Source organism: Marinobacterium rhizophilum DSM 18822 (genome assembly GCF_000378045.1).
GTDB lineage: Bacteria > Pseudomonadota > Gammaproteobacteria > Pseudomonadales > Balneatricaceae > Marinobacterium_A > Marinobacterium_A rhizophilum.
In genome coordinates this window covers 1-26,541 of record NZ_KB899122.1, presented here as the reverse complement: position 1 = coordinate 26,541, position 26,541 = coordinate 1, and the positions used below count along the sequence as shown (strand labels likewise).

21 protein-coding genes and 2 pseudogenes are annotated in these 26,541 nt (G+C 46.3%); 13 read left to right on the top strand and 10 right to left on the bottom strand.

The window, feature by feature from the left end; all coding sequences use genetic code 11:
• Positions 1–288 precede the first annotated feature (288 nt).
• A complete protein-coding gene (locus tag F451_RS0123365; RefSeq protein WP_020683850.1) occupies positions 289–1,305 on the top strand; it encodes an IS110 family RNA-guided transposase in 1,017 nt (338 codons plus the stop codon).
• A gap of 423 nt (positions 1,306–1,728) precedes the next feature.
• Here the strand turns inward: F451_RS0123365 and F451_RS26405 are convergent, their stop codons facing one another.
• The 7 genes from F451_RS26405 to F451_RS27440 all read right to left on the bottom strand — a co-directional run bounded on the left by F451_RS26405 (position 1,729) and on the right by F451_RS27440 (position 10,423).
• The gene (locus F451_RS26405) at positions 1,729–2,643 is read right to left on the bottom strand and encodes a LysR family transcriptional regulator (protein ID WP_040880382.1); all 915 of its coding nucleotides are present in this window, start codon (positions 2,641–2,643) and stop codon (positions 1,729–1,731) included.
• 305 nt (positions 2,644–2,948) lie between these two features.
• Positions 2,949–4,349: an aldehyde dehydrogenase family protein gene (locus F451_RS0123355; protein ID WP_020683848.1), complete on the bottom strand. Its 1,401-nt coding sequence runs from the start codon at positions 4,347–4,349 to the stop codon at positions 2,949–2,951.
• A 455-nt stretch (positions 4,350–4,804) separates the two neighbouring features.
• The gene (locus F451_RS0123350; RefSeq protein ID WP_020683847.1) at positions 4,805–5,629 is read right to left on the bottom strand and encodes an HpcH/HpaI aldolase/citrate lyase family protein; all 825 of its coding nucleotides are present in this window, start codon (positions 5,627–5,629) and stop codon (positions 4,805–4,807) included.
• 16 nt (positions 5,630–5,645) lie between these two features.
• Complete coding sequence (locus tag F451_RS27445) at positions 5,646–6,845, bottom strand: CaiB/BaiF CoA transferase family protein (protein WP_083928531.1); 1,200 nt, start codon at positions 6,843–6,845, stop codon at positions 5,646–5,648.
• A 47-nt stretch (positions 6,846–6,892) separates the two neighbouring features.
• On the bottom strand, positions 6,893–8,245 hold the full coding sequence (locus F451_RS0123335; RefSeq protein WP_020683844.1) for an MmgE/PrpD family protein: 1,353 nt from the start codon (positions 8,243–8,245) through the stop codon (positions 6,893–6,895).
• Positions 8,246–8,402: 157 nt separating this feature from the next.
• A complete protein-coding gene (locus tag F451_RS0123330) occupies positions 8,403–9,569 on the bottom strand; it encodes an acyl-CoA dehydrogenase family protein (RefSeq protein WP_020683843.1) in 1,167 nt (388 codons plus the stop codon).
• Positions 9,570–9,595: 26 nt separating this feature from the next.
• Complete coding sequence (locus F451_RS27440; protein ID WP_083928530.1) at positions 9,596–10,423, bottom strand: HTD2 family dehydratase; 828 nt, start codon at positions 10,421–10,423, stop codon at positions 9,596–9,598.
• 1,442 nt (positions 10,424–11,865) lie between these two features.
• Here F451_RS27440 and F451_RS28890 point away from each other — a divergent pair.
• The 11 genes from F451_RS28890 (at position 11,866) to F451_RS0123285 (ending at position 22,114) form a co-directional block, all read left to right on the top strand.
• Positions 11,866–12,021: an IS66 family transposase gene (locus tag F451_RS28890; RefSeq protein ID WP_420835290.1), complete on the top strand. Its 156-nt coding sequence runs from the start codon at positions 11,866–11,868 to the stop codon at positions 12,019–12,021.
• Between the two features lie 401 nt (positions 12,022–12,422).
• The gene (locus F451_RS0123325) at positions 12,423–13,724 is read left to right on the top strand and encodes an ABC transporter substrate-binding protein (protein ID WP_020683842.1); all 1,302 of its coding nucleotides are present in this window, start codon (positions 12,423–12,425) and stop codon (positions 13,722–13,724) included.
• A 2-nt stretch (positions 13,725–13,726) separates the two neighbouring features.
• On the top strand, positions 13,727–14,629 hold the full coding sequence (locus F451_RS0123320) for a branched-chain amino acid ABC transporter permease (RefSeq protein ID WP_026292019.1): 903 nt from the start codon (positions 13,727–13,729) through the stop codon (positions 14,627–14,629).
• On the top strand, positions 14,629–15,555 hold the full coding sequence (locus F451_RS0123315; protein WP_040880380.1) for a branched-chain amino acid ABC transporter permease: 927 nt from the start codon (positions 14,629–14,631) through the stop codon (positions 15,553–15,555). Before F451_RS0123320 ends, F451_RS0123315 begins: the two co-directional genes overlap by 1 nt.
• 7 nt (positions 15,556–15,562) lie before the next feature.
• Positions 15,563–16,360: an ABC transporter ATP-binding protein gene (locus tag F451_RS0123310; RefSeq protein WP_020683839.1), complete on the top strand. Its 798-nt coding sequence runs from the start codon at positions 15,563–15,565 to the stop codon at positions 16,358–16,360.
• A complete protein-coding gene (locus tag F451_RS0123305) occupies positions 16,360–17,013 on the top strand; it encodes an ABC transporter ATP-binding protein (protein ID WP_026292017.1) in 654 nt (217 codons plus the stop codon). Before F451_RS0123310 ends, F451_RS0123305 begins: the two co-directional genes overlap by 1 nt.
• Positions 17,014–17,029: 16 nt before the next feature.
• Positions 17,030–18,463 (top strand): aldehyde dehydrogenase family protein, encoded by a 1,434-nt coding sequence (locus F451_RS27435; RefSeq protein ID WP_083928529.1) that lies wholly within the window; start codon positions 17,030–17,032, stop codon positions 18,461–18,463.
• A 51-nt stretch (positions 18,464–18,514) separates the two neighbouring features.
• The gene (locus tag F451_RS0123295; RefSeq protein WP_020683836.1) at positions 18,515–19,267 is read left to right on the top strand and encodes an SDR family oxidoreductase; all 753 of its coding nucleotides are present in this window, start codon (positions 18,515–18,517) and stop codon (positions 19,265–19,267) included.
• Between the two features lie 57 nt (positions 19,268–19,324).
• Positions 19,325–20,752, top strand: a complete 1,428-nt coding sequence (locus F451_RS27430) for a citrate lyase subunit alpha (RefSeq protein WP_083928528.1) — start codon at positions 19,325–19,327, stop codon at positions 20,750–20,752.
• Between the two features lie 18 nt (positions 20,753–20,770).
• Positions 20,771–21,160 carry a PaaI family thioesterase gene (locus F451_RS27425; RefSeq protein ID WP_083928527.1) on the top strand — a complete coding sequence of 130 codons (390 nt, stop codon included), beginning with the start codon at positions 20,771–20,773 and terminating at the stop codon, positions 21,158–21,160.
• Between the two features lie 27 nt (positions 21,161–21,187).
• Positions 21,188–22,114, top strand: coding sequence for a hypothetical protein (locus tag F451_RS0123285; RefSeq protein ID WP_156826611.1), 927 nt, complete (start codon positions 21,188–21,190; stop codon positions 22,112–22,114).
• 41 nt (positions 22,115–22,155) lie between these two features.
• Here the strand turns inward: F451_RS0123285 and F451_RS28535 are convergent.
• A pseudogene (locus tag F451_RS28535) lies at positions 22,156–22,668 on the bottom strand (IS5 family transposase); the annotation flags it as partial.
• A gap of 483 nt (positions 22,669–23,151) precedes the next feature.
• Positions 23,152–23,299 (bottom strand): annotated as a pseudogene (locus F451_RS28885) (transposase); the annotation flags it as partial.
• A 526-nt stretch (positions 23,300–23,825) separates the two neighbouring features.
• Here F451_RS28885 and F451_RS27410 point away from each other — a divergent pair.
• The gene (locus F451_RS27410) at positions 23,826–24,734 is read left to right on the top strand and encodes a LysR family transcriptional regulator (RefSeq protein ID WP_083928525.1); all 909 of its coding nucleotides are present in this window, start codon (positions 23,826–23,828) and stop codon (positions 24,732–24,734) included.
• A 1,397-nt stretch (positions 24,735–26,131) separates the two neighbouring features.
• Here F451_RS27410 and F451_RS26395 read toward each other — a convergent pair.
• Positions 26,132–26,541: NAD(P)(+) transhydrogenase (Re/Si-specific) subunit beta (locus F451_RS26395; protein ID WP_020683831.1), on the bottom strand; the 410-nt coding region annotated here is incomplete at its 5' end.

Genomic DNA, 26,541 nt, shown 5'->3' with positions numbered 1-26,541 from the left:
ATCGATTAATACCTAGAAATACACGGTGTGAACAAATAGTAGCTCACCACGTTATTAACCTAGCTGGCAAATAGCTTCCCCAGCTATTGGCCAGTCGCCCCACAAAAACAGGCGCAAGTGCGCGGACGTGCTGGTTTTTGTGGGGTTCGCATTGGCCTGAGGCCAATGATGAAGCATCCTTGCTTCATGTATTAACCCGCCGATGAGATGGTCTCCTCCCTCTTTCCGAGTCGGCGTCAGAATGCGCCATGATGGAAGTGTACGAACCATCAAAAAACGGAGGAGACCATGAATACCATTGTGATCGTAGGATTGGATTTAGCCAAGATCGTTTTTCACGCTGTCTGTTGTGACCAGCACCAGCAGATCGTAAAGAAAAAAATGCTTAAACGTGGCCAGTTGCTGAAGTTCATCAACCAACTGCCCCCGTGCCTGGTCGGTATGGAGGCATGCGCAGGCGCGCATTACTGGGGGCGTCAACTGCGTGCGCTGGGGCACCAGGTCAAACTGATTCCACCCCATTTTGTGACACCGCTGGTTCAGGGTAACAAGAATGACTTCAACGACGGCTTGGCGATTGTGGAAGCGTTAGGGCGGCCGAGGATACATTTTGTTGAGATCAAGACGATAGAACAACAGGACATGCAGGCCCTGTATCGGATGCGGCAACGCTGTCTGAAGGAGAGAACAGCGCTATGTAACCAGGCCCGCGGCTTGCTCGCGGAATACGGCATCGTTTTACCGAAAGGGATTAGTTTTATTCGTTCAAGGTTGCCGACCATTCTGGAGGACGCAGCAAACGGGCTGAGCGTACTTTTCCGACGACTGCTGGCGCACAGTTATCAGCAGTTGAAGGAGTTAGACGCCCATATCGATAGCTACACCCTGGAGTTGAAGGTGTTGAGCCAGCAGGATGAAGCCTGCCAACGGTTGCAGACGATACCGGGGTTCGGCCCCATTGTTTCGAGTGTTTTCCGCAGCGTCGTAGGCAATGGTGCCGCCTTCAGACGGGGACGTGACGTATCGGCATCGCTGGGGCTGGTACCCAAGCAGCACAGCAGTGGAGGGAAAGCCGTTCTGCGAGGCATCAGCAAACGAGGGGACTGTTATTTGCGTGGCTTACTGATCCATGGTGCGCGAGCGGTGATGAATCAATCGGCCAGAAAACAGGATCCACTCAGTCACTGGATCAATCGGCTCAAGGCTGAAAGAGGCGTCAATCGCGCCGTTGTGGCCCTGGCCAACAAGATGGCCCGCATGGGATGGGCTGTGTTAAGCACAGGCACTGTTTACACGCAGGCATAGCGCTGGACAGCGCTGGCAGAGTTTAACCAGAGGTACCTTGCCGAGGATTGCGAAGGTTTTGAGTTAACGATGACATAACAGGTCAGACCGACGTATCGAAAACCTGACTAACCCGGAGGCTGCAAGGCCGCTCCGCCGATAAGGACGATACGTGCGAATCTCATTGAGGCCAGAGGCAGCTCCTGAGCCGCCTCACCAACAGGCCGAATATACGGACGCGATCCTGTCCCTGGCATCAAGCTTCAAAACCTTGCAATACGGGAGGAGACCATATACGGGTTAATAATTGTATTCGTCAGATAATTGAGCGAGTTCGGTCTAACTAAGTGCTGGTCATTCTATAAGTACGTAATAGTTATAAGCTTGGTTTTCATGTCGTTCGTTGTTAGACCCTGTAGAACCTTTTTTTTGCCTATATCCGTTCTAATCGGAGATGTCAGGTGCTTTTTTGAGGTCCTTTACCCCAATTAAGTGCTCCACTAGGTTTCGCGTGGTTGTCGACAAAGTCTTGATATCCCTGATGCAAACAAACATATCGCGCGAGGCCCAATCGTCCTCCAGTTCGATGACGCGCAAGTCCATCGCCCTACCGAAACGCTCTGCGATCTGAATGGGCAGTATCCCGATCCCCATTCCAGCTTGGACAAACTGACACACCGCCTCAAAGCTACTGACTTGAATGCGAAGGCGTAGGGGTTCAGCCAACTCATTCGCTGCATCGAAGAGCAGGTGCATCATCGCTGTATCGCCATCGAGCCCTACCAGATCGAACTTGATGATCTCAGAAAATGAAGTCTTTTCTGTCTTTAGTTCATGATTCAGGGGAACGATCGCCGATAGTTGATCCTGATAATAGGAATACTTTTTCAAGCCTTCTGTAGATACCCTGGCCATGACGATGCCCACGTCCGCTTTTGAGTCGCGTAGCGCTTGGACGATCGAGCTGCTGCGGCTCTCTGACAACTCAATCTTTACATCGGGGTAGAGAGCTGAGAATTCTGCCAATTCTTTGGGAAGGCACTGGGTAATTGCAGAAGTATTGACTTGCAACCGGATATGTCCTTTTACTCCCTTTAGAAAATCGGACATCTCAGAGCGTAATAGCAATTCACAATCAAGAATTTTGCGTGCGTGATATGCAAGGCTAGTTCCCGCAGGCGTGGGTTCAACGCCTTGTGCTGATCGATACAGCAGTTGTAGCCCATAGCAGTGTTCGAGCAAGGAAATACGGCGACTTGCGGCGGCAAGTGCAATATGGTAGTCACGTGCCGCTCGCGAAAGACTGCTTCGTTCGACAGCGCGTAAGAAAAGTCTCAACGAAACTAGATCAGGCAGCATAAATTAATTAGTCCTCATAATGGGTGCAATTTACTTACATCCACGAGATCTTCAGCCGTACTTGCCAAGGGCAATAATTAAATGGACGATGACGCTCTCTTCCGCAACGAGACTGCCGGTTCATGCCATCAACTAACAAGCTAATACACAAAGTCGTCAACACATTTTCAATGTTACAGCAGCCCACCGCTCTTCTGTGTGGGGCTTAATTGTAGAACAGCTTCAAATTTCACCTCCATTAAGTAGCAAAAAATTTAGTGACAGTTCAAGGCCAAGCTGAAACCTTCATTTAGGAGAGGCCGGAATCATTCAAGTGCGGATGATCGCCAGACCATCATTTTTTCTGTCTGCATTTCATGCATCGTATCCGGGATACCTCCAACTCCATGGCCAGAAAGGCGCGCGCCTGCGAATGGCATCCAGTCCACTCGAAACAAGGTGTTTTCATTCACCATAACCGCTGTGCCATCGAGGTGCCGGTAGCAGTGCATCGCAGTATCGATATTGCTCGTGAAAGCGGCGGCTTGGAAAGAAAAAGGCAGGTCGTTTGACATAGCGATCGCATTATCGATGTCGTCGTATCCGTAAACGCATACTACTGGTCCAAACACTTCTTTGCGGGTCACGTTGGCATCCATGGGAGGATCCAGCAATACAGTATTGGCGAAGCAGCTTAGAGACAGCTTTTTGCCCCCGGAGATAAGCGATCCACCGCCTTCTACAGCCTGTTTTACCCAAAGACCAACACGATCGACTTCGCTATGTGTAATCAATGGCCCTACATCGGTAGTCAACAGGAGAGGGTTATCAGTCACCATTTTCTCTCCGATCTTGGCCAACCCACTGGCTACGTCCGAAACGATGCTCTGATGACAGAAAACACGCTGTACGCCAACACAGGCCTGACCTGCATGCCAAAACGCGCCACGTGCAATACGTGGCAGCGCCATGTCTAGATCCGCATCATGGGAAACGATGATGGGAGCGACACCTCCATGCTCAAGCGCGCATCGTGTACCCGGAGCGAGCTTTGAACGAAGCGACCATCCAACAGCAGCAGACCCGATAAACGTTAAGAAGCCAACTCGCGGATCGGTGACCATACGGGTGGCTAGCTCTAGATTTTCTGGGAGCACCATTTGTGCCCAATCGGGCGGAAGTCCTGCTTCATGAAAGATGTCGATCAAAGTTTTACAGGATAGTGGGGTGCATGCAGCAGGTTTAACAATTACCGGAGCGCCTACAGCTACGGCGGGTGCTACTTGATGGACAACGAGGTTGAAGGGATGATTGAAGGCGCTAACTCCGACAACGACTCCGATTGGCTCATATTGTGTGAAGGCGACCCGTCCCGCTGACGTTGCATTCAGGTCCATCGGAACTACCTTGCCGGCCTTCGTACGCAGTTCCTCAATGCAGGTATGAATACCGTCAATCCCCCGGTCAACTTCAATAAGAGAGTCCTTTAGAGGCTTGCCGCCTTCGTGAGACGCTTGATACGCGATCTGTTCACGGCGTGCACCGATGATTACGGCAGCTCTCTTTAATATAGCGATACGCTCTTGTTTCGGTATCCATTGACGGCGATCGCGATACAGCGCGTAAGCTTTTACGAGTGCGCTTTCCACTTCCTCGGCTGTTGCTGTAGCAACCTGTCCGACAGGTGACCCATCAAATGGCGCCTGAACATCGATAAGTTTGCTCACGTGCGGTTTTCCCTTGAATATTGAAGTTGCATCCTCATCAAGCCTAGTTAGGATGATAAAGCGGCCTACATTCGAAAAGCAGGCCAACAAATTGGCTCGATATTTAAATCAAAACGGTGGCATACGAGCCTATATTTGCTAAGCGCCGGTTAGCATAGATAGTTCGCGCTTCCTAATGAACACTTCCAACAGGCTGTTGCGTAACCTGCTACCATCCACTGAACGCTTTCCTATAATATCAATTTGGGCTACTTGGACCCGAGGTGTTTTCGAGGTTTCAGACTAGATCACCTCTCCCTATATCAAATGTTCTTCGCAGATCCATTCCTTTCAGAATGAACTGACGAGTAGGCTATTATGGCTCTCGCCAAGCCCTAGCTGTCAGGACGGTGAAGATAGGAAAACCACTCAAAACCTGTAGCTGTCGTTTTCGAAATTAACCGCAATACACGATATTAGTTGAGGGAGCCTCTTTCTAGTATCCGTCGCGCGCGCTCAATAACTGGAGCATCAACCATTGCACCGTCGACAACAAATACTCCTTTACCTTCTTTACTTATTTCCATTATTTTTTTTGCCCAATCCAGTTCTTCAGGTTTTGGCATCATGGCCTCGTGTACTATCGCTATCTGCTTAGGATGGATGCAAAGCATGCCACCAAATCCCATATCTCTCGCATCGTTAGCAGCTTTAAGAAATCCGGTAACATCCGATATCGCAGGGAATACGGTATCAATTGCCGGCTTGAGATTGGCAGCACGTGATGCAAGCAAGATAGAGTATCTTGCTTGATCTAGTATGCATTTTCCGGCTGTTGATTCCGCGTTGATGCCTAGGTCGGCAGCCAGATCAAGCGAGCCGAATGATAACCGCTCTACTCCAGTTGCCGAAGCGATATCACGTACATTATAAAGACCTAAAACGCTCTCGATTAAAGGGATAATGGGTTTGTTACAGCTTGCTACTTGCGCAATCTGAGCAGCACTCTCCGATTTAGGGAGCATTATTCCTAGGACACCACTATGTTCGCGGCAAAACTCTAAATCTGCTTCATGCTGATGGTGGTTGGTTGCATTGATACGAACGATAACTCCTGGACCCGATTTGTTTGTCTTAAGGAAATTATCCAAATTGCTGCGCGCTTCCTCTTTCAGAGCTTCTTCTACGGCGTCTTCAAAGTCTACAATGACAGCATCTGCGCCTGCAGTAATAGCTTTCGGAATTCTTTCAGGTCTGGAGCCAGGAACAAATAACGCTGTACGAATAATACTACGTGACATGAAATAACTCCTAAAATTAAACTATCTGATTTGAGCGAAGAAAATTAAAGTACTCCGGTGTATACCCTAACTCAAGGAGTACTTTTTCGCTGTGCTCACCAAGCGCAGGTACCGGCCCCATTTGAGGATTGAATGCACTATTATTTGCTGGCGGAAGTAGCGCAGGAATAGTGCCAGACGGACTCTCAATATTGCACCATCGCTCTCTAGCTTTGAGTTGTGGATGATCCCATACTTCAGCCATAGTATTGACTCGCGCATTAGCAATGGGTGCTGAATCAAGGCGTTCGATTACCTCATCAGCTGTTAATTGAGAGAATACACTGATAATTGTATCTCGCAAATCAGAACGATGTTCAGAGCGTTTTGAATTGGAAACGTATCGTTCATCAGTAACGAGCTCGCTCATACATAATACTTTTTTGCAAAAGAGTTCCCACTCACGTTCATTTTGTAAACCGAGCATAACCGTATGACCATCTCCGGTAGGGAATGGACCATATGGGTATATGGTTGCATGTGCAGCTCCTGCACGAGGGGGCTGCGGAGCACCATCATGTGCGTAGTAGAGCGGATAGCTCATCCACTCGACTAGACTTTCAAGCATGGAAACATCAACTCTACTGCCTTCGCCAGTTTTATTACGTAGCAATAGTGCCGAAAGTATTCCAGTGTATGCATACATTCCGGCAGCGATATCCGCAATCGAACACCCTGCCTTTGCCAATTCGCCCTCGCCCGGACCTCCAGTCACAGATAGGAACCCACCTTCACTCTGGATCAGGAGATCGTAAGCCTTCTTCTGCTCATAGGGTCCGCCCTCTCCATAGCCGGAGATGTTGCAGACGATCAGTTGTGGGAAGCGTTCATGCAGTGCTTCAAAAGAGAGACCCATACGCCTTGCAGCACCCGGAGCCAGGTTTTGAACCAAGATGTCTGCTTTGTCGAGAATCTTGTCGAGGATATTTCTTGCCTCTTCCTTTTTAAGATCAAGGCAGACACTTTCTTTGGATCTGTTGGTCCAGACAAAATGAGAAGCAAGACCTTTAACACGCTGATCGTATGCTCTGGCGAAATCGCCGGTTCCCGGTCGTTCGACCTTAATAACACGAGCACCTAGGTCAGCAAGTTGTCGAGTGCAGAAAGGGGCAGCGATAGCATGCTCCAAGCTTACAATAGTTACACCTTCAAGCGGCAGATTACTTTTATTTTTCATGACCAATTACTATCCATCTATATTGATTATCACTTTTTGATTGACTCTTACTTTAGGCCATCTAATGATTTGAGATGGCGTAGGTTCCAAACCAAGTCGATAAGCGCTGTGGTCTCTGATGCATTACGCGCACGTGAGAATTCGGTTAGGCGTCTAAATTTGTCTTCGAGTTCACCGCGAGACAATGTATTAGTAGGGTCTCCCTTTGGGTCATCTATTTTTCCAGTCAGCGTATGACCTCCGCTGGTCGTCACAGAAACACGACCCAGCCATTTATTGGGGTAGGCATTATCGACTTCCGAATCCAACTCCATTCGTACCTTCTCTCTGAACTCTCCAATTCGGGGATCCGTGAGCGCGAAATTGTGGAATTCATTTAGCCCAGCATTACCGTAAAGAGCGATCAATCCCAAAACAGTGCCCATGGAGAACTTTGCCTGGTGTACTGTTCGAGGGACATCCACACGACCCAGTACATCTATAGCTCCTTGGTGAACGTGTGCGGTAACGGATTGAATATCGTCAGCGTTGATGCCGCTGGATTTCATCAGTTCCAGAAGTGCATCAGCTGCAGGGTGTGTATGTCGACATGACGCATGGAACTTGAAAGATGTCTCGGCTAGTGCCCAACGTTCACCCAATCGGTCCGATAATTGTTCTGGTACAGGGTCAATGGACATACCAGCGGCCATTCCCTGGTCACCCTCAAGGATATCCTGTGCGCCAGTCAAGCCTTCGCGAGTCATGTAAGCTGCTAGTAGGCCATCCGCTGCAGCTTTCCCTGTGTGTAGTTGCTTGGAGTCTGCTGCGTCCTTAAGAAACTCCCATAAACCGGCAGCCTGAGTACCCGCGTTACCGAAGAGATTTAGAAACTGGGATTGGTCAAAATTCATTAGCTTTCCCACAGCCACTGCAGCTGCTATTGTTCCGACAGTCGCCGTGGTATGGAAAATACGATAGTGAGATCGACCCAAGAACTCGCCTATACGAATCCCTGCTTCGTAACCGGCAACTGATGCCACTACTAAATCACGCCCGGATTTCTTTAGGTCTTGGGCTGCTGCCAGAACAGCAGGGAAGACGACAGTAGCGGGATGAAGTACAGAGCTGTTATGCAAATCATCTTGCTCTACTAAGTGTGAGCTGGCACCGTTAACAAGGGCTGCGAAATAAGCGCTGGAACTTTTCTGATTAACCAATATGCTTGCGGGTCCTGACAAAGGGCCCATATAATCTGCATATCGTTCAAACAGGGGGATTGGGTGGGCTTCCTTACTTGCGAGGGCTGAGCCTAGCCAATCGAGAAAAAGCTCCTCAGTACGCTCGATTACATGGTTTGGCAATTGCTCATAATTTAATACTTCAAGAAATAGAGCGAGCTTTAGACTATTTTGACCCATTAAAAAATCTCCACGAGCTTAAAATGTCATAAAAATAGGCATCAGCTAAACAGAACTGCCTAATGCTTTTTAATAAGTGTTAAATCAAATACAGGTGTCGTTAGCTATGTGGAGGTGTTCTTCTTCCAGCTCTCAACTAGTCATAGCATCTCGTCGATTAAAATGAGCGTGGGAGCTCAAGAATATGCTCTGCGATATAAGCCAAAATCAAATTGGTTGAAATAGGGGCGACCTGATATAGACGAGTCTCGCGGAACTTACGCTCTACATCGTATTCACAGGCGAAACCAAATCCCCCATGCGTCTGAAGACAGACATTGGCAGCCTTCCAGGAAGCTTCCGCTGCCAGGTATTTCGCCATATTGGCACTTGCTCCAGCCGGGAGACCGTTGTCGTATTCGTAACAGGCTCTCCATCGCATGAGGTCGGCAGCTTCGATATCGATATGGGCCTGCGCAATGGGGAACTGAACGCCCTGATTTTTACCGATGGGCCTACCAAACACCTCACGATCACGCGCATAATTGGTGGCCTTTTCGATGAACCAACGCCCGTCACCGATACACTCAGCCGCGATCAGAGTACGCTCCGCGTTAAGGCCGTCTAGAATGTAACGAAACCCTTTGCCCTCTTCCCCAATAAGGCACGATGCTGGAATTTCCAGGTTGTCAAAGAACAGTTCGTTAGTCTCATGATTCACCATATTCGCGATTGGCTGTACCCTCATACCATTTTCCATGGCGTATTTCAGGTCAATCAGGAATATCGACATTCCTTCAGTCTTACGTGCGACCTCAGCCAGCGGTGTCGTGCGAGCTAAAAGAATCATCAGATCCGAGTGCTGAATTCGAGAGATCCACACCTTCTGTCCATTGATATAGTACTTATCTCCTTTACGTACTGCCGTCGTTTTAATCTTGGTCGTATCGGTCCCAGTCGTCGGTTCGGTAACCCCCATGGATTGAAGGCGCAGTTCTCCAGCAGCTATTTTAGGCAAGAACGTCTGTTTTTGCTCAGGACTGCCATGCCTAAGGAGGGTGAACATGTTATACATCTGGCCGTGTACGGTACCTGAGTTCCCACCGCATCTATTGACTTCTTCTAGGATTACGGATGCTTCAGCTAATCCGAGACCTGCCCCTCCAAACTCCTCCGGTATCATAGCAGCGAGCCAACCAGCCTCGGTCAGAGCATTAACAAAGGCCTCTGGGAAGCCCTTAGTCTCGTCAACCTTTCGCCAATAGGCGGCATCGAAGTTACGACAAAGACCTCGTACGCCTTCACGGATAGCATCTAGCTCTTCGTTGTGAGGGTTATATGACATCGCTATGCTCCAATATAGTGTTTTTATTACTCGAAAATGACTTCACCCTGTTGAGCAACTCCAGTGTCTGAACCAGCCCAAATCATACCTCGGCCAGGTGATTGGATGGTTCCTCCTAACTTGAACGGTTCGGGAGAGAATAAGGGGCAGATACTTCGATAAGAAAAATGTTTTAACTTTGCTTCCGGGTTTGCCCTACAAAATGCGCGAAGAGTCAGCGTAGCAATAAGGGGAGCATGAACAACAAGTCCAGGATAACCTTCGCACTCTGTAGCATAGGGCCAATCATAATGAATACGGTGACTATTGAAAGTTATGGCGGAATAACGGAACAATAAAGTTGACGTAGGCTTAATTTCTTCAACCCAGTCTGCATCAGGTATTGGAGCTGAGCATTTTAGTGTAAGAGGTGTTGGATCTCGGTAAACGATATCCTGCTCCTCACGAATGGCCACAATGTCGTCTTGAATGTACTTATGTTCAACTGTGACGAAGAGAAGATTGCCGGCCTTGCCAACCTTTTCTTGGGCGTTCTTAATCGTTGTTACGCGCGTCGCTGCAGTACCAATGATCAACGGAGTATAGAAGTCGATACGTCCTCCGGCCCACATCCTGTTTCGGTTTTCTACAGTAGGAAGGTAACCTCCTCTTGTTGGATGACCGTCGATACCGAGTTCAGATTCAGGAGCATTTTTCTGAAAAAAGCACCATTGCCAAAGTGGTGGAAGAGGACTGCCCCAACCTGGACGGACTTCGCTCAGGGTAGCTGCGATTCTTTGGATGTTGCCGAAACTGATTTCGTCGTACGCTTTCTCCGAACGGCCGATCCATGCTGTAACGTCTACAGGGCTCATTATTCTTGTCTCTTTTTAACGTTGACATACTATATCCTGCAAATAGTTAAGGCGTTTGTGAATCAGCAATTTTAAAATACGGCGTTCGACATATGTTAACGCGCCGAATGCGCTAATGGCGGACTTTTCCTTTTTGAGTCGGTTTGCTGTGCACGATTTTCCGGGGTACTCCTATCTTCCTTACACCAGAAAGGCAACACCATGTCTCATTGTCGGCCTCCCCGGCAAATCGCTGAATGCTTTCTAGCTGTAAGTGTCTTTTGATTACTCGCGGCCCTAACCCGTTCTGGGTAGCTTAGATCGGCAACGTGACGATCTAGTCAGGTTATGTCTAAGTCGCATTCGTCAGTGATGGAGATGTTCACTGAATCTTTGGTAGATGGGTATCGCCGTCGATGTGGGCGGACCCGGTGTCAGAGGCACTGGGTAAGCGCAGTGGGCTCGCAAACATCCTGAAAGACTGGTTCATCATAGTGATTGGGGCAGTCAGCACCTGCCGTTCCGCTATAGCGAGTGGCTAGCAGAAGACGATATAGATGCGTCTGTTTGTACCGTACAACCCGCGACTCGTGCGGCAACGCCTTGACCGAAACGATCATTGGCCTTTATTAAGACGAAAGTCATCCATCATCGCGGACCATTGCAAGCCGAGATGCCGTTGGATATGCCACACAGGTGTGAGTGGGCTGGTTCAACATCCTCTCATAAGTTAATCCACTCCTATTGTTAACTGCTTTTCTATTCGTGGCCTGCGGATAAGGCTGCAGCAGATCGAGGTCCGTGTTGTTCGCCAGGGCGCCTGGAGCGCCTGGAGCGCCCTTTTTATCCCGTATTGGCCTTCATGGGTACGCCTGACCTCTAAAGTACCGGATGTCCGCGCGGCGACATTGGCTCAGTTACCTTGGGCATGTCGGTCCATGAAGTATCCCGGGGCGTGCTTCGTGACTACTGTGGGGCCTGCCAGGGACTCAGGATGGGCCGAAGGACACGCCCAAGGACACAAAGGGCTACTCGTTTTGTCTCGTGTTAACGCATGCCCAGTGGCTTCCGTGTCGTCATCGGTTTCAGCTTCGTTACCGGTTCGGCCTCAGGCGGCCTGAGGTCTACTTTTGAACCCCGTAACAAATGGGGGGGCTACCGGGACAGTTGGTTTGCGACGACTACAAGGTTACATAGCAGGCCTCGAAAACGGGCTGACCGAGATCGGTTGCTTGGCCAATGCCCGGGGTAAGTTCGCCGAGTTGCATTTGGCGTAAAAGTCAGATCGCCGGGCAGGCGGTGGAATACATCAAATAGCTGTACGACATCGCGCGGGAGACCCAAGACCTAACAGCCTCTGAAGGGGAGCAACTGAGGCAAGAGCGCTTGAAGCCGATCCTCAAAACACTGTATGGATGGGTGTGTGGGCCGACTGAATGAGCTAGACGGAACAGCGAGAGCGAATGCCTTGGACTACAACCTCAAACGCCTGGGTCGAGCTGACACGCTATCTGGATGATGGCGCGTTACGAATCGACAATAATCGGGTGGAAGTGCGACACGAAGTCGCTAATACAAGTTGTCTTCACTTGGAGGGTACGACCCGTGTCACTAGGTGAGTCTAAAAGGCTGAATCAAGAACGCCTTTGACAATGTAGCGAGGCACCGCGAGATGCGGGGTATCAATCGCCAGAGGCGTATCCTTCTGGCAGCCATAGGCCGGATGAGTGCAAGATTGTCGGTATGGTGAACACATGTAAACCTGCTCAAAGGTCGTTAGGCTGACCAAGCTGAAATGGATTTTACGCTTAAACCAAAATGGTAACGGAGACGGGTACACGTGTCTTTTGACTGCGCGTTCGTGACCCATGCGTCTCCCAGTCGATACCAGGCATTGTGCGCGGCGTTAATCGGAAGTAAATGCTGTATTACGCAATCAATGATTCCCTTAAAGCCTGCTTGTGCGATGCTTGTAGGACGCTCACAGCGATCATAACAACAAAGCATTAAGGAGAAGTTCATGTATAAAGCCTCCGTTCGCGCGAAAGGTATTGCACTTGGTTTGGCTGCGATGCTATCGCAACCAGTCTTAGCTGAAACCCCTCCAACCGAGTTCAAACTAGGCATAACAACATTCCTATCTGGACCGGCATCTGTCTTTGGTAAGCCTGCTGCTGCTGCCGCAGAGCTCTACATCAATCATCTAAACGAAGACGGTGGCATTCTAGGCGTAAAAATCGAACCAATCTTCATTGACGAAGGGGTTGGTGGTGACCGTCTGCTTTCTGAATACCGTCGAGTCGTTCAGGAGGAAAAAGCAAACGCTATGATGGCCTCTATTTCCAGTGGTAATTGCAAAAGCCTCGTACCGGTTGCGGAAGACCTCAAAATCGTCAACGTAATGTGGGACTGTGGAACTGAAAAGATCTTTGAAGAAGATAGCTACACTTATTCGGCGCGTACTCAGGCAAATGCTGTCCAAGAAATGCTGTCATCCGTAGTCTATCTTTTGAAAGTAAATCCGGACTTTAAAACCATCGCAGTAGTAAACCAAGACTATTCTTGGGGACGTGATTCTTGGGACATATTTATCAATGCGTTGCGGGCGATGAAACCTGATGTAGAGGTAGTCGCGGAACTATTCCCAAAATTTGGATCAACTGATTTCTCAGCCGAAATCAGTCGATTGCAGGTGCTACGCCCTGATGTAATTCTTTCAACATCATGGGGTGGTGATTTAGATACCTTTGTGCAGCAAGCGGCGCAGCGAGGCTTAACTCGTTCTTCACAGTTAGTTTTGCCGTTGGCTGAAAGCTCTCTGGAGCGGTTGGGTACAGCCTTGCCTGAAAATGTGATAATCGGCGCTCGAGGTGATCACTATTTCTTGCATCCAAAATACAAGAATGACCCAGAGTTTTCAGGTTTCATCAAGGAATATAAAGAATCGACAGGTTCTTATCCGATCTACTCTTCATTCCATATGGTACAGGGGTTGGCTGGACTGAAAGCTGCTTACGAGAAAGCATATGCAGAGAATAATGACCAATGGCCAAGCCAAGAGCAGGTGGCGAAAGCCTTCAGAGGTTTGAAGTTTAAAGGTCTCACCAGTGAAGTCACAATTCAGGCTGATGGTCAGGGTGTGGAAGATCAGCTGTTTGGGCTGACAACGAAGAGCAAAGAATATCCATTCATGATACTCAAGGATGTGATGGTCATGCCAGGTGCGTTGTTCGCTCGTCCCTTGGATGCAGGTAAGGGAACCGAGTGGGTAAAAACGCTGAATATGACCAAATTCGAAAACATAGAAAACTTGGCAGAATAATTATGAATTCGGGTATTTTGACATTAGCATTGTTGGATGGGGTATCTTACGCTGGGATGTTGTTTATAGTGTCCCTTGGTTTGACCTTTATCTTTGGTGTCACAAATATCCTCAACGTAGCTCATGGTAGTTTGTATGCTTGCGGTGGCTATGCCACCGCAAGCATTGGGTTATGGTTGATGGGTAACGACGGAGGAATAATAAATTCAATTTTTTCGATAATCGCTGGAACTCTCTTGGTAGGTGTGATTGTTGGACTGATTCTGGAGTATTTGCTTAGATTTTTTGAGAAAAAACCGCCTATACTGCAGCTCATAATTACGTTCGCGTTTTTTATGATATTGGAAGATGTGCAACGGCTGATATGGGGTACCAGCCCATATTTCGTCTCAACAATCGTAGGCGAAATGGGCAATGTAGAGGTTCTTGGAGTTTTCTATACCAACTATCAGCTCATCGTCTTACCAGGCGCAGCAGTAATTATTTATTTTATACTCAATTGGTTCCTCAAACACTCTCTCCTTGGTAAAAAAATTGTTGCGGTAACTCATAATAAGGAAGTGGCAGTAGGGATGGGGGTTGATGCTAAGAAGATAAAGAAGATTACTTTTATCATTGGGGGCTTGCTTGGGGCATTTGGTGGCGCTCTAGCATCGCCTACAACGTCAATGGTGCCCGGGATCAGCGCAGATATTATTGTTCTTTCGTTTGCTGTCGTCGCTACGGCGGGATTGGGCCAAGTAACAGGGGCCCTGATAGCTGCTTTGATCATTGGTATCTTTCGATCACTTTCCATTTACCTTTACCCTGAGCTGGAAGTTGTTATCCCTTATGTGATTATGGGTACCGTCCTGCTATTTAAACCACAGGGGCTGTTCACGGTAGAGAAAGCTAGGAGAATATGATGAAAGGTATTATTGCTACAATAATATTACTTACTGGCTCGGTGGTAACTGCTTTTCTACTGCCTCATTTAAAAACGCCAATTATACTTGCGCTATCTTATGGGCTTGCTGCGTTAGGCATATCAGTTCTAATGCGCGCAGGACAAGTTTCATTTGGACACGCCATGTATGTATGTTTGGCAGCCTATTCAGTGGCCTTCATTGCTAAGGCTTATCCAGGGATCGATGGTTTAGTGCTTATTGTATGTGGCGTAGCAATTAGTACTATTGCTGGTGCTATTATTGGTATTTTCGTTTCTAAGTATCGAGAGATTTTCTTCGGTATGCTCAATCTAGCGATATCGATGGTACTATTTGCGGTTATTGGCAAATATTACAACATCACTGGTGGTAGCGATGGGATGATGATTTCACGCCCAAGCTTCATCGGATTTGAATTGGAAAGAGATGGGTTTGAGACGCTACTGCTCATAACTACAACTGTATCAATTCTATTGGTTACATATTTTATTGAACGCTTCTTTAATTCTCCTGCTGGGAAGTTTCTTTGCGCAATTAAAACTAATGAGACTCGCCTAGAATATATTGGTGTTTCTGCACGCTTTGTTTTCTGGAAGGGCTATGTTATCTCTTCATCGCTTTGCGGTCTGGCAGGCGCGATATTCGCGTTGGTTCAGGGTCTGGTAACACCTGAGATGGGTTATTGGCTTAAATCAGGCGAGTTGGTATTTATTTCTCTTCTTGGTGGTGTGGCCCACTCCTTTGGAGCTATCATAGGTGCAATGGCATTCGAGTTTCTTAAGATGTATGCAGCTATATTAATGACGGATTACTGGCATATGATCTTGGGGAGTACTCTAATTTTAATTATATATTTTGCTCCTGGTGGTATTTCTGGGTGGCTGAAGAATAAGAAATATATATAGGTGAATTATGTCTGATCTTCTTAAAACAACCAATTTAAATCTATCTTTCGGTTCTATAGTTGTTGCTGATAACATTGATTTTAGTTTGAAGGAAGGAGAGAGGCTTGCTGTTATCGGTCAGAATGGTGCTGGTAAGACAACTTTTATAAATATCTGTACCGGCCTTATACGTCCAGATAGTGGTAACATTTATTTCGCTGACGAAGATATTACCAAGAAGAGTGCTAGGGCCATTGTGAAAATGGGAATGGTCAGGTCGTTCCAACTTCCTCAAGTTTATTCAGAGCATACAGTGAGGGAGTGTATTGAGCTATCGTTAGCAGCACGTGATAATAAGACCTCTTTATTCAAGTCACTATCAAGTTGTGTTGATCAGAAGGAGGTCTATGAGGTACTTACCTCTATCCAGTTATTGGACCGCAGCGATGTTTTAGCGGGGTCTCTTCCGGAAGGTCATAAAAAACTTCTAGATATCGCGATGGCGCTGGTGCTTCGGCCTCGATTATTGATAATGGATGAACCGACTAGCGGCGTATCTTCACAGGAAAAGCACGAAATAATGCGAATACTGATGGGGGTACTTGATAAATATAAGGTTACTAGTATTTTCGTAGAGCACGATATTGATATTGTATCTCAATATGCAACGCGAGTTGCCGCATGGATTTCAGGAGCCATTGCAGCAGATGGTGCTCCTGATATGGTATTGAATGATCCAGTGATTCAAGAGCAAGTATTGGGACAATCCTTCAGCAGGACTGAACCAAATATGAATACTGTAAAATTAGTTAAGGGAGTTTCGTAATGTTGAAACTTCAAAGCGTTTGCTCAGATGTAGCAGGAATCAATGTATTAAGAAATGTCACCGGAGAAGTGCATGCAGGGTCTTTAACTGCTGTTATTGGTCGAAACGGAGCAGGAAAGACTACTCTATTGCGCACTATAATGGGTGCAGTGGAGATCAAACACGGAACTATTCATGTTGACGGTGAACTGATCAATCATCTAAAAGCATACGAACGCAGTCACATAGGTATTGGGTGGGCGCCCGAAGAACGTGTTATATTTCCGACAATGTCCGTGAAAGAAAACATGATGTTTCCTTGCCAAATTGTTGGGCATAATAAGGGTCAGGTGCAAGATCGCATAGATATGGTGCTTGATGTTGTTCCCCAACTAAAAGCGATGCTTGATCGATCTGGTGCTGCTCTATCTGGCGGGCAAGGTAAGATGGTCGCACTAGGAAGAGCTCTAATGGTTGGTACTCGAATTGTACTTCTTGATGAACCATTCCAGGGCTTGTCACCCGCGTTGGCGCGTGAATATGGAGAGTCTCTGAGTAATTTGAGAAATTCTCAACCTGATATCGCGATTATTGTGACTGAATCTAATGCCGCGCTTCTGCATGGAATCGCAGATCAAACGTTTAATATTGAGCGTGGTGAAATTACCAACTGATTTTGGAGCGTGTCTAATGAACAAAATGTTTATTAATGGTGTCTATGTATCTGCCTCCAGTGGCGAAAATATTTCTGTACTATCTCCCGAAACGGGTTTAGAGATCGCACAGATTCCTAGAGGTATGTCCGCTGATGTAGATAGCGCCGTAGCTGCTGCACGTTCTGCTTTCAATGGAGAGTGGGGCAAAAAAACTGCAACGGAACGCGGCCGTATCCTTACAAAAATTTGTGAATTGACACTACGCGACATAGATGAACTTGCTGCGATCGAATCTGAAGATACTGGAAAGCCTTTAGAATTGGCAAAAGCTGACATCAAGGCATTGGCACGTTATTTTGAATTTTATGGTGGTGCAGCTGACAAAATTCATGGAGAAACAATCCCTTATTTGGATGGATACTCTGTTAGCATTGTCAAAGAACCTTGTGGTGTTGTCGCTCATATCATTCCTTGGAATTATCCGGCTCAAATGCTTGGTCGTACTATTGCCCCAGCTTTGACCATGGGAAATACATGTGTTGTTAAGCCGGCGGAAGAAGCTTGTCTTACGTCTCTCCGGTTTGCAGCCCTTACACTTGAAGCCGGACTGCCAAAAGGCGCACTCAATATTGTCACTGGATATGGCGCCGAGGCTGGTGCAGCTTTGTCATCCCATTCCGGTATTAATATGCTTACTTTCACCGGATCTCCAGTTGTTGGTAGGATGATTCAAGAATCTACTGCCAATAATCATGTAAGGTGTGTTCTTGAGCTAGGCGGAAAATGCCCACAAGTGGTATTCGGCGACGCCAACTTAGATAAGGCTGTACCAGGTATTGTTAATGGTATTCTACAGAACTCTGGACAAACCTGCTCTGCAGGTAGTCGTGTATTGGTTGAGAAGAAAATCTATAATGAATTTGTTTCTCGCCTATCCGAAATGTTTAATTCTTCTAAAGTTGGTCCTTCCAATTCTTCGCCTACGTGCGGTCCGATAATTACTAGAAAACAGTTTGAGTTCGTGTCGAACTGCGTAAATGACGCACTATCTCGTGATATTCCGGTTATAGGAAAAGGTAAAATCTGTTCTACAGCAAATGTGAATGGTAATTACGTTGCGCCAATAGCATTTGGTCCCGTAAAGCCGGACGATTTTCTGGCAAAGGAAGAGGTTTTTGGACCAGTACTTTCCGTGTTGACATTTGAGAGTGAAGAAGAAGCAATCGAACTAGCTAATAGCACTGAGTATGGTCTTGTCGCTGGGGTATGGACAGAGAATGGTGCGCGACAGATTAGAGTGTCTAAAGGCATTGAGTGTGGGCAAGTATTTATTAACTGTTATGGTGCTGGTGGAGGGGTTGAATTGCCATTCGGCGGTGTAAGAAAGAGTGGATATGGACGCGAGAAAGGTCTGCAGGCTTTAAATGAGTTTTGTGAAACAAAAACAGTTGTAAATTCTTATAGCTAAAGAAAATCGTAACGGAAATTTGGTTTTTATTTAATTTTTGGAGATGTAACTATGAGTCTTTTAAATAATAAGATTGCGATCGTCACTGGGGCAGCGAGTGGGTTTGGTGCACAGATTGCCCGTGACTATGTCGAAGAAGGTGCGAAAGTTGTTCTTGCTGACCTGAATCTAGAAGGCGCAAACCAGATCGCTCAGTCTCTTGGTGAAAATGCGCTAGCATTTAAGTGTAACGTCGCAATTAAAGATGATATTGATGGCCTAGTGAACTTCTGTGTAGAAAACTTCGGAACTCCTGATATTGTAGTAAATAATGCTGGTACAACTCATCGGAACCAGCCTTTGATGAATGTTGATGAAAAAACTTTTGATCTGATTTTTGATGTTAATGTTAAATCCATTTTCTATATGGTTAAAGCAGTTGTTCCGCTCATGCGAGAAAATGGCGGTGGCGTTATGTTGAATGTGGGTTCCGTTGCTGGCATTCGCCCACGGCCTGGTCTCACTTGGTATAATGCTTCTAAAGGCGCAGTTAACACACTCTCCCGCTCATTGGCTGTAGAGTTAGGTCCTGATGCGATCCGAGTTAATGCCATTTGTCCTGTACTTGGTGAAACCGGCTTGCTGGAACACTTCATGGGTGTTGAAGATACTCCAGAGAACCGGGCAAAATTCCTTACCACAATTCCCTTGGGCCGTTTGGCTAAAAGCTCCGATGTCTCTAATGCCGCTGTTTATTTAGCTTCGGATAAGGCTGATTTCATCACCGGCGTTGAGTTCCCCGTTGATGGTGGTCGAGTCATTTAATAAAATTCAATAAATTTGGCAGGGATATTAGTCCCTGCCTATGTTAGGTGTTACGTGATGCATATTAATAGAGCTAGTATAGGCAAGCCTTCCGGAACTATTAAAGACGCATTGTTGGCGGCATCGGTAAAAGATGGGCAAGTAATATCCTTTCAGCATCACCTGCGAAATGGGGATCTGGTATTGCTCCAGGTACTGGAGGCCCTGAAAGAACTGGGTGTCAAAAATATTACGATTGCGCCTACTGCAATAATGCAAGCTCATGCTAGGTTGACTGAATTTATCGCTGATGGAACGGTCTCTAAAATATATACCAATTATCTAACTGGTGACGTCGCTCGATATATCTCTGAGGGACGAATGGCTGAACCTGTTATAATGCAGTCCCATGGTGGGCGTGCAGGCTCAATTGTTAATGGGAGACTTAAGGTAGATGTTACATTTGTAGCCGCTCCTTCGGTTGATTCTAATGGCTCTGTACTTGCAAGCGGTATTCAATCATGTGCCCCATTAGGATACTCGATTACTGATGCACTTTATGCTAAATATACTGTCGCAGTGACAGACAATGTGATTGCTGAAAGGAAAGATACCTACGAAATCAGCCACAAATATATTGACTATATTGCGGTTGTTTCCAGCATCGGTGATGCCAATAAAATTAATTCAGGTTCTACTGTCCCAGCAGTCGATAGCAAGTCATTGGCAATTTCGAATAATGTGGTGAAAGTTATCACTAACTCTTCGTTATTCAGAAATGGATTTAGTTATCAAGCAGGTGCTGGAGGGATATCATTAAATGTTATTAACTCGCTTAGCAAATTAATGACCGAAAGGCAAGTAGTTGCAGGCTTTCTAGCCGGTGGAATTATGTCTTCCCATGTGCAAATGCTTAGGGAAGGTCTAGTACAAAAATTGTATAATGTTCAGAGTTTCGACAATGCTGCTGTTGATTCGTATGGCTTAGACCCTGCCCATCTTCGTATGTCTGTTCATGATTATGCCAATCCCTTTAATCGATTATCTATCGCTAATAGATTGGATTTTGCTGCCGTTGGTGCAACTGAAGTCGACTTGGATTTTAACGTCAATGTTGTTACTGGGTTCGACAATGTTATTCGTGGAGGTTCTGGTGGGCATATTGATATATGCGCTGGCTCCGACATATCGATAGTTACGACTAGGCTACATGCTAAAGGCAGGCCAAAAATCGTCAGGTCTGTTAATACAATTGTCACGCCCGGTAAATATATAGATATTATTGCTACGGACGTTGGTGTTGCTATAAATCCAAGGCGAGAGGATTTGAAACGTCAGTTAAGCAATTGCTCAATAGATATTGTAGATATGTCATGCTTGTTTGATCTTGCTTCCAGCGGTCTGGAAAACGATACGGAAGCTGAAAAATCTGAAAAAATTGTAGCAGTAATCGAAGATCAATTTGGAAATGTGATTGATTATATTTATGCTAACGATGTTATGTGAGCTTATGTTTAATTAGTTATGGAATATAAGGTAGATAACCCATTTTTAGATTTTCTTGGTATTAATCTTGTTAAATGGACGGATGGTTATGTTGAGTTTTTAGTTGATGTTCAGCCGCATCATTTAAATAGAAGCGCAAAGATGCATGGCGGCTTATTAGCGACCTTGCTGGATGTTGGATGCGCTTATCCTGGCTTATATAACAGGCAGGGTGATATTTTACACTCTGCAACATTATCTTTAACTATAAATTACGTCAAGTCGGTTGCTCCTAGTAAAGTGCTTACTAAAGGTAAATTAATTGGTGGAGGACGTAAAATATATTTTTCTGAGGCCTATGTATACGATGAACACGGTCAAGTAGTAGCGTATGCTCAAGGAACATTTAAACGATTAGGCTCTTCTTGAGCTTTATTTAGGTATGGGGTTGAGAAAATGAAGCATGATTTTTCTCTAATCGGCGGTTTGTTTCAAAAGAAATATCAGGCAGAAGACCTTAATGTAGTTAAATCTCATATTTTAGAGTTTGTTACAGAGTCTATGGTCGGCTCATATACGGAAAAAGGTAATGCACTAGCTCATTGGAGTTCGAATTGTGGTAATGATGCTGGTCGCCATGCATTTGTTACATGTCTCAAGTCTTTTTTGAATGGTGGTAAGTCGAGATACTCCATAAGTTATTGCTCTATCGGGTTGCCTGTTATTTCATCAGCATTGTCCGTAGCAGTTAAATTCAATAAGTCTGGATTAGAATTGATTAGAAGTATTTTGATCGGCTACGAGGTAATGTTTTGTATCTCAAGGTTTTTTGATGGTTCTAAACGTAATTATATTGCGAAAGACTACTATGTTAGCTGTATTGGTTCGTTCTTATCTGCTGCATATTTATTTAACATTAATGAGCAAGATGTTGAACTGCTAACTAATAAGCTGTTAGCCTTTGATTCTAATGCTAATGGCGTTAAATTCGATAATGATTTGTTAGCATGTGAGATCGCAAAGTCCGCAGAGACTGGCATTGTTTATGCTGAATTACTTAAGAATAGTTTTTTCGACACATGCTCTTCGTTGATTAACGATGAGTATTCTTTGTCAAACAATTTTTACATTGAATTAGATGTTATGTTAAAGAAGGATTGGAAGATTCATGAATTTAAGATTCTTTCTGACGAAGCATTAGAAGAGAGTGTTGAGTCCAGTGCCTGTACAGAACAAAGTCAAGTTGAAGATGTATTGTTTTTTGCAAAGAATCGACTTTCTTCTATCGGCATGGATGATGATGAATCTCATGATATTGTTAATTCGCTTCTTAATCTGGACAAAGAGTCTAGTGTTCCTGATTACTTGAATTGGTACTATTGATTTTTAATATGTCTTTTAACGGGGTTTTCTTAATTTTTCTGTTTTATGGTCTGATGCGTCTCGGGGTCGCGCTCGCCCGCTTTGTTCTTGGCCGAACAGGGCGCTCCGATGATGGTGGCATTCATCAACGTGCCTTTCTTGAGTAGCACGTCGGCCTCTGTGAGCCACTCTTTGACCGCCTCCAAGATCTTCCGCGCCAAGCCCCATGGCGTCCCAGCAAATGTCGTAAGTTCATAATCGTGGTGTGATCCGGAATGGGCCGGTCTAGCGAGAGTCCCGCGAACTGCCGCATCGAGGCGATTTCGTACAGCGTATCTTCCATCGCTGGATCGCTCATGCTGTACCACTGCTAATGGAAGTGGATGCGCAGCTTCGTCATCAACGGATAGGATCTACGACCGAAGTGCCCTATGAGTATTTCCGGTTTTGGGGTAATGCGGTTAGATGACAGCCTCCAAACGCAGCCAGGGCACTAACTCCTCCATTCGGGCGAGGTATTATTCCTTACGCGTGCGGTGCCGCTCGTGATAGTACGCGATGTCGGTGAAGCTCAGTTGCTGTTCCGTGCCTCAGGATCCGGTCGATTGAAGGCGCGGAATCCTCTCATGGCCGGGGACTTGGCCGCATCTTTGTATGGACTCTCCGGTTTTGAAACATCCTTGATGTTGGACATGTAAGGTCTTACTGCTCGCTTATATCCAGTCTCTTTAATTGAGCCGTTTTTATCGACTGACCTTGATGGAGATCCGTCTTCCAGCTCCCCATTTCTCTACCGGTCTCGTAGAACCCGCTGTGAACTCAGGTTTTGCTCACGTCAGTACGACCCGTTATGCCATCACACTAATGTCGTTGCATTCACCTCGGTTAATACTTTTCAAACTCATGCTGGCCGGTATTCAGATCCCTTCGCCAACATCGCCCAGAGTAACCGTGCATTCTTTGCCACTAGGGCAACTGCTGCTTTTTTAAAGCCCTTGCGTTCTCTACTAGCCTTGACCCACTGGCTCTTTCGGTCATCTTTACTCATATCAGGTAGTGCATTACAGCGCGAGCCCCATGGATGAGCAGCGTTCGCAGATAAACGTCTCCTCGTTTGGTGATCCGGCCATGTCGCGCTTGACCCCTGGTTGACCACTGTCTTGGTACAAGCCCGAGCCATGCCGTAAATTGCCGGCCGTTTTTGAAGGTGAAGAACTCCCTTACCTAGCTACGCTAGAGCGTCTTGCGCAGGACCTGTTGTTCTTGCTCACCAATGGCAAAGACTTAGAAAATACTCTTGGCCATGTCGAGACCAATACGTATCTTTTCTATGATAGCCTCCTTCTTTACGATTGGTTGCGCCAACTTCCAATCTGGCACATAGTTGCCGTAGGAGGGGGAGTTCATCCCATTTCCCTAGACGCTGATCGCACACCCAGGCCAGAAGGCTAAAAGGCTAAAAGTAACATTACCCGTGAAATAAATTGGGGGCTCAATGGATTGCAGTGTGCCTTTGTCTTGAATACACGCAAGCGGTCAAGCGGATTTATTATGTCCTGAAGCATTTTTGCTTCTTAGTGAAATGCGTACGCAATTAAATGAGAGTACAGCTAAATGCTGTCAATCTCATCTATGATTTCATTCCTAATCTACTTTTTAGTGCTAGCTGTTTACATTTCCTCAAGTGTGTGTTAAAAGTATTTACCCAAAAAAAATTTGTTTTTAAAATACCATGCATGTTGATATAACAGACCTTAATCTTTTTGTTTGCATCGCTGAATCACCTAGTTTGACGCAAGGGGCAAAGAAGGCATTTTTATCAGCAGCGGCTGCCAGCGTAAGGATAAAATCACTTGAGGAGGAATTGAAGACTCGACTTTTTTATCGAGATAGCAAAGGTGTTGAATTAACCGCTTCCGGTAAGAAGCTTTTAAAGCATGCGCGAGTTATTTTACGCCAGTTGGAATATCTTAAAAATGATTTTGCGTTAGATAAAAGTTCTGATTTTGGTCATATTAGAATCTACGCGAATACGACAGCTACAACTGAATACCTTCCAGATTTACTTGCTTACTATTTGTCTCATCATCCAGGTGTTTCCGTTGATCTAAAAGAAAAACAGAATGCTGAAATAATCCGTTCTGTTTCTGAGGGTGGTTGTGATATTGGTATAGTTGCTGGAGATGTAAAGTCAAAAACGTTAGAAGTTATACGTTTTGCGTCAGATGAATTGGTTCTTGTTGTACCAGCTAATCATCCATTGTCCAATAAAAACAGTGTTAATTTTATTGGTGCTCTTAAATATCCATTGGTCAGTTTAAATGATGGTAGTACATTAGTAGAGTTTCTTAAAAGTGAATCAAATAAAGTTGGTGAAGCTTTAGATCTTCGGATACAAGTTTTTAGCTTTGAGTCTGTTCTTCGCATGGTTGATTCCGGCGTTGGAGTTGCAGTTGTCCCTTATTCAGCTTATGAACGTCAGAAACAGTTTAAAAACGTAAAGTTTATAAAACTAGATGAGCCTTGGTCAAAGAGGGATCGATATATTCTAGTTAGAGATCTTAATGCACTGCCACTTTGCGCGATTGATTTAATTAATAAAATTTTGTCGGATCATGGAATTAACAAGCTGGATCTATAGGATATATTATTTCAATCAGGTTTTGTCGAAAGTTTTTATTTGGCTTCGTTATTTTGGTGGTTTATATGCGTGTTTCTTAAATCTAGAATCCATTTTTTTAGTTCTAGCGCTTCTTTATTTATATCTTGCCCTTCTGGTAATACTAAGCGATAACCAGGTTTTCTAGATAGTTGCATGTCTATTTCGAATGGGATGATAAGTTCTCCTTTTTAGGTAGTGTGTTATAAAATCTTTGTTGATTACGCAATGCCTAAATCATTGATAGTCGCCCCTGAAAAACTTTCAACCCATTGATTTGTAACGGGCTATACTGTGGTTCGACTAGGGAGCCTACGAATAAGTCGCCGATACCTCAGCTACCGCTGATTTGAGCTGGCATGGTCGCCGGAACGCCTGTTTTTTGTTCAGATCGCCACACCTGCATGCGGATTTCCCGACATGCAGGCGCACCTATCCTACGCCCGGAGCATCTGATCCATGATCTTGCCCAGTAGCAGTGGACACATCGTTAAGGTAGTAAACTGACCGAGGTGTCCCATGGCAAGACAAGCAGCTCCGATGAAGAAAAATCGTACACGTTACACCCAGGCCCACAAAGATGAAGCGCTCGCATTGGCAGACCGCATAGGCGTAACCGCGGCGGCTAGGGAGCTTATCCACGCAAGCCCGCTCTATCAAAGGCGAACCAAGGGCAGCATCAGCAAAGTCTCCCCCCAGACAGAATGTATATTGATCGGGGAGCTGGATATTGAAAAAAGGCTACGGTGTATTTCGCTAAATTCTGAAATGAAGTACGGCTTTATTCATGATTACAGAAACCTTCAACGTTCGCAGTCTATGCCGTGTGCTGGAGGTATCTCCCAGCGGTTATTACGCGTGGTGCCTGCGTGGTCGAGGGCTTTCGCGGCGTCAGCGCCGGCAAGCAGAGACCGATCACCGAGTCTCGCAAGCCTTTTACCGACGCAAAGGTCGTGCGTGTGTACCTCGCCTGGTCCTGGATCTGCATGACGCGGGGCTGCCGATCAACCGTAAAACGGGGGCGGCTAGTCAGTGTCGCCAGATCTTGAGAGCCAAAGCGACGGTTATACGCTTGCTCATGGCCCAGTCGAGCTGATGGGTGGGGGCACCACTTTTTTACGTTTGAATGGCGATTGCAAGAGCAGCGTCAACGCGCCGTTTGGGAGGTTTGTTGCCTTTTTATGGCATTACGAGCGCCTGCTGGGCTGCTGGAGAGTCAAGGGCAATATTATCGGGAACGTTCGCCTGCGGGGGAGGGGATCTCCGGTGTGCAGTTTGGGAAACGCAAGTAGAAAGAAGGGTACCAAGCCCCCTGGCAGATCGCCAGGGGTGTTGGTCGTCTAAAAAGGATGTGTTTAGCGTGTGTATCCTGGTCGGTATTACGTGCTGAGGAACTTCAGCAGCGCATCGACGCTGTCCTTGGCATCGCCGAACAGCATCCGTGTGTTCTCCTTGTAGAACAGCGGGTTGTCGACGCCGGCGTAACCGGTGCTCATACCACGCTTGAGCACGATGGTGGTCTTGCCTTTCCAGGGCTCCAGCACCGGCATGCCGGCGATGGGGCTGTCCGGCACTTCCTGCGCCGCCGGGTTAACGATGTCGTTGGCGCCGATCACGATCGAGACATCCACATTCGGGAAGTCCGCGTTGATCTCGTCCATTTCGTAAACGATATCGTACGGCACCTTGGCCTCGGCCAGCAGCACGTTCATGTGACCCGGCATGCGTCCGGCCACCGGATGGATGCCAAAGCGTACCTTGACGCCCTTTTCGCGCAGCTTCTTGGTGA

Coding starts and splice junctions, on each gene's coding strand:
- F451_RS27410 (WP_083928525.1), top strand. CDS start 23,826: ATGCATGTTGATATAACAGACCTTAATCTTTTTGTTTGCATCGCTGAA.
- F451_RS0123305 (WP_026292017.1), top strand. CDS start 16,360: ATGTTGAAACTTCAAAGCGTTTGCTCAGATGTAGCAGGAATCAATGTA.
- F451_RS27430 (WP_083928528.1), top strand. CDS start 19,325: ATGCATATTAATAGAGCTAGTATAGGCAAGCCTTCCGGAACTATTAAA.
- F451_RS0123330 (WP_020683843.1), bottom strand. CDS start 9,569: ATGTCATATAACCCTCACAACGAAGAGCTAGATGCTATCCGTGAAGGC.
- F451_RS27440 (WP_083928530.1), bottom strand. CDS start 10,423: ATGAGCCCTGTAGACGTTACAGCATGGATCGGCCGTTCGGAGAAAGCG.
- F451_RS0123295 (WP_020683836.1), top strand. CDS start 18,515: ATGAGTCTTTTAAATAATAAGATTGCGATCGTCACTGGGGCAGCGAGT.
- F451_RS0123315 (WP_040880380.1), top strand. CDS start 14,629: ATGAAAGGTATTATTGCTACAATAATATTACTTACTGGCTCGGTGGTA.
- F451_RS0123320 (WP_026292019.1), top strand. CDS start 13,727: ATGAATTCGGGTATTTTGACATTAGCATTGTTGGATGGGGTATCTTAC.
- F451_RS0123350 (WP_020683847.1), bottom strand. CDS start 5,629: ATGTCACGTAGTATTATTCGTACAGCGTTATTTGTTCCTGGCTCCAGA.
- F451_RS26405 (WP_040880382.1), bottom strand. CDS start 2,643: ATGCTGCCTGATCTAGTTTCGTTGAGACTTTTCTTACGCGCTGTCGAA.
- F451_RS0123325 (WP_020683842.1), top strand. CDS start 12,423: ATGTATAAAGCCTCCGTTCGCGCGAAAGGTATTGCACTTGGTTTGGCT.
- F451_RS27435 (WP_083928529.1), top strand. CDS start 17,030: ATGAACAAAATGTTTATTAATGGTGTCTATGTATCTGCCTCCAGTGGC.
- F451_RS27445 (WP_083928531.1), bottom strand. CDS start 6,845: ATGAAAAATAAAAGTAATCTGCCGCTTGAAGGTGTAACTATTGTAAGC.
- F451_RS0123365 (WP_020683850.1), top strand. CDS start 289: ATGAATACCATTGTGATCGTAGGATTGGATTTAGCCAAGATCGTTTTT.
- F451_RS28890 (WP_420835290.1), top strand. CDS start 11,866: ATGCCTTGGACTACAACCTCAAACGCCTGGGTCGAGCTGACACGCTAT.
- F451_RS0123285 (WP_156826611.1), top strand. CDS start 21,188: ATGAAGCATGATTTTTCTCTAATCGGCGGTTTGTTTCAAAAGAAATAT.
- F451_RS0123335 (WP_020683844.1), bottom strand. CDS start 8,245: ATGGGTCAAAATAGTCTAAAGCTCGCTCTATTTCTTGAAGTATTAAAT.
- F451_RS0123310 (WP_020683839.1), top strand. CDS start 15,563: ATGTCTGATCTTCTTAAAACAACCAATTTAAATCTATCTTTCGGTTCT.
- F451_RS27425 (WP_083928527.1), top strand. CDS start 20,771: ATGGAATATAAGGTAGATAACCCATTTTTAGATTTTCTTGGTATTAAT.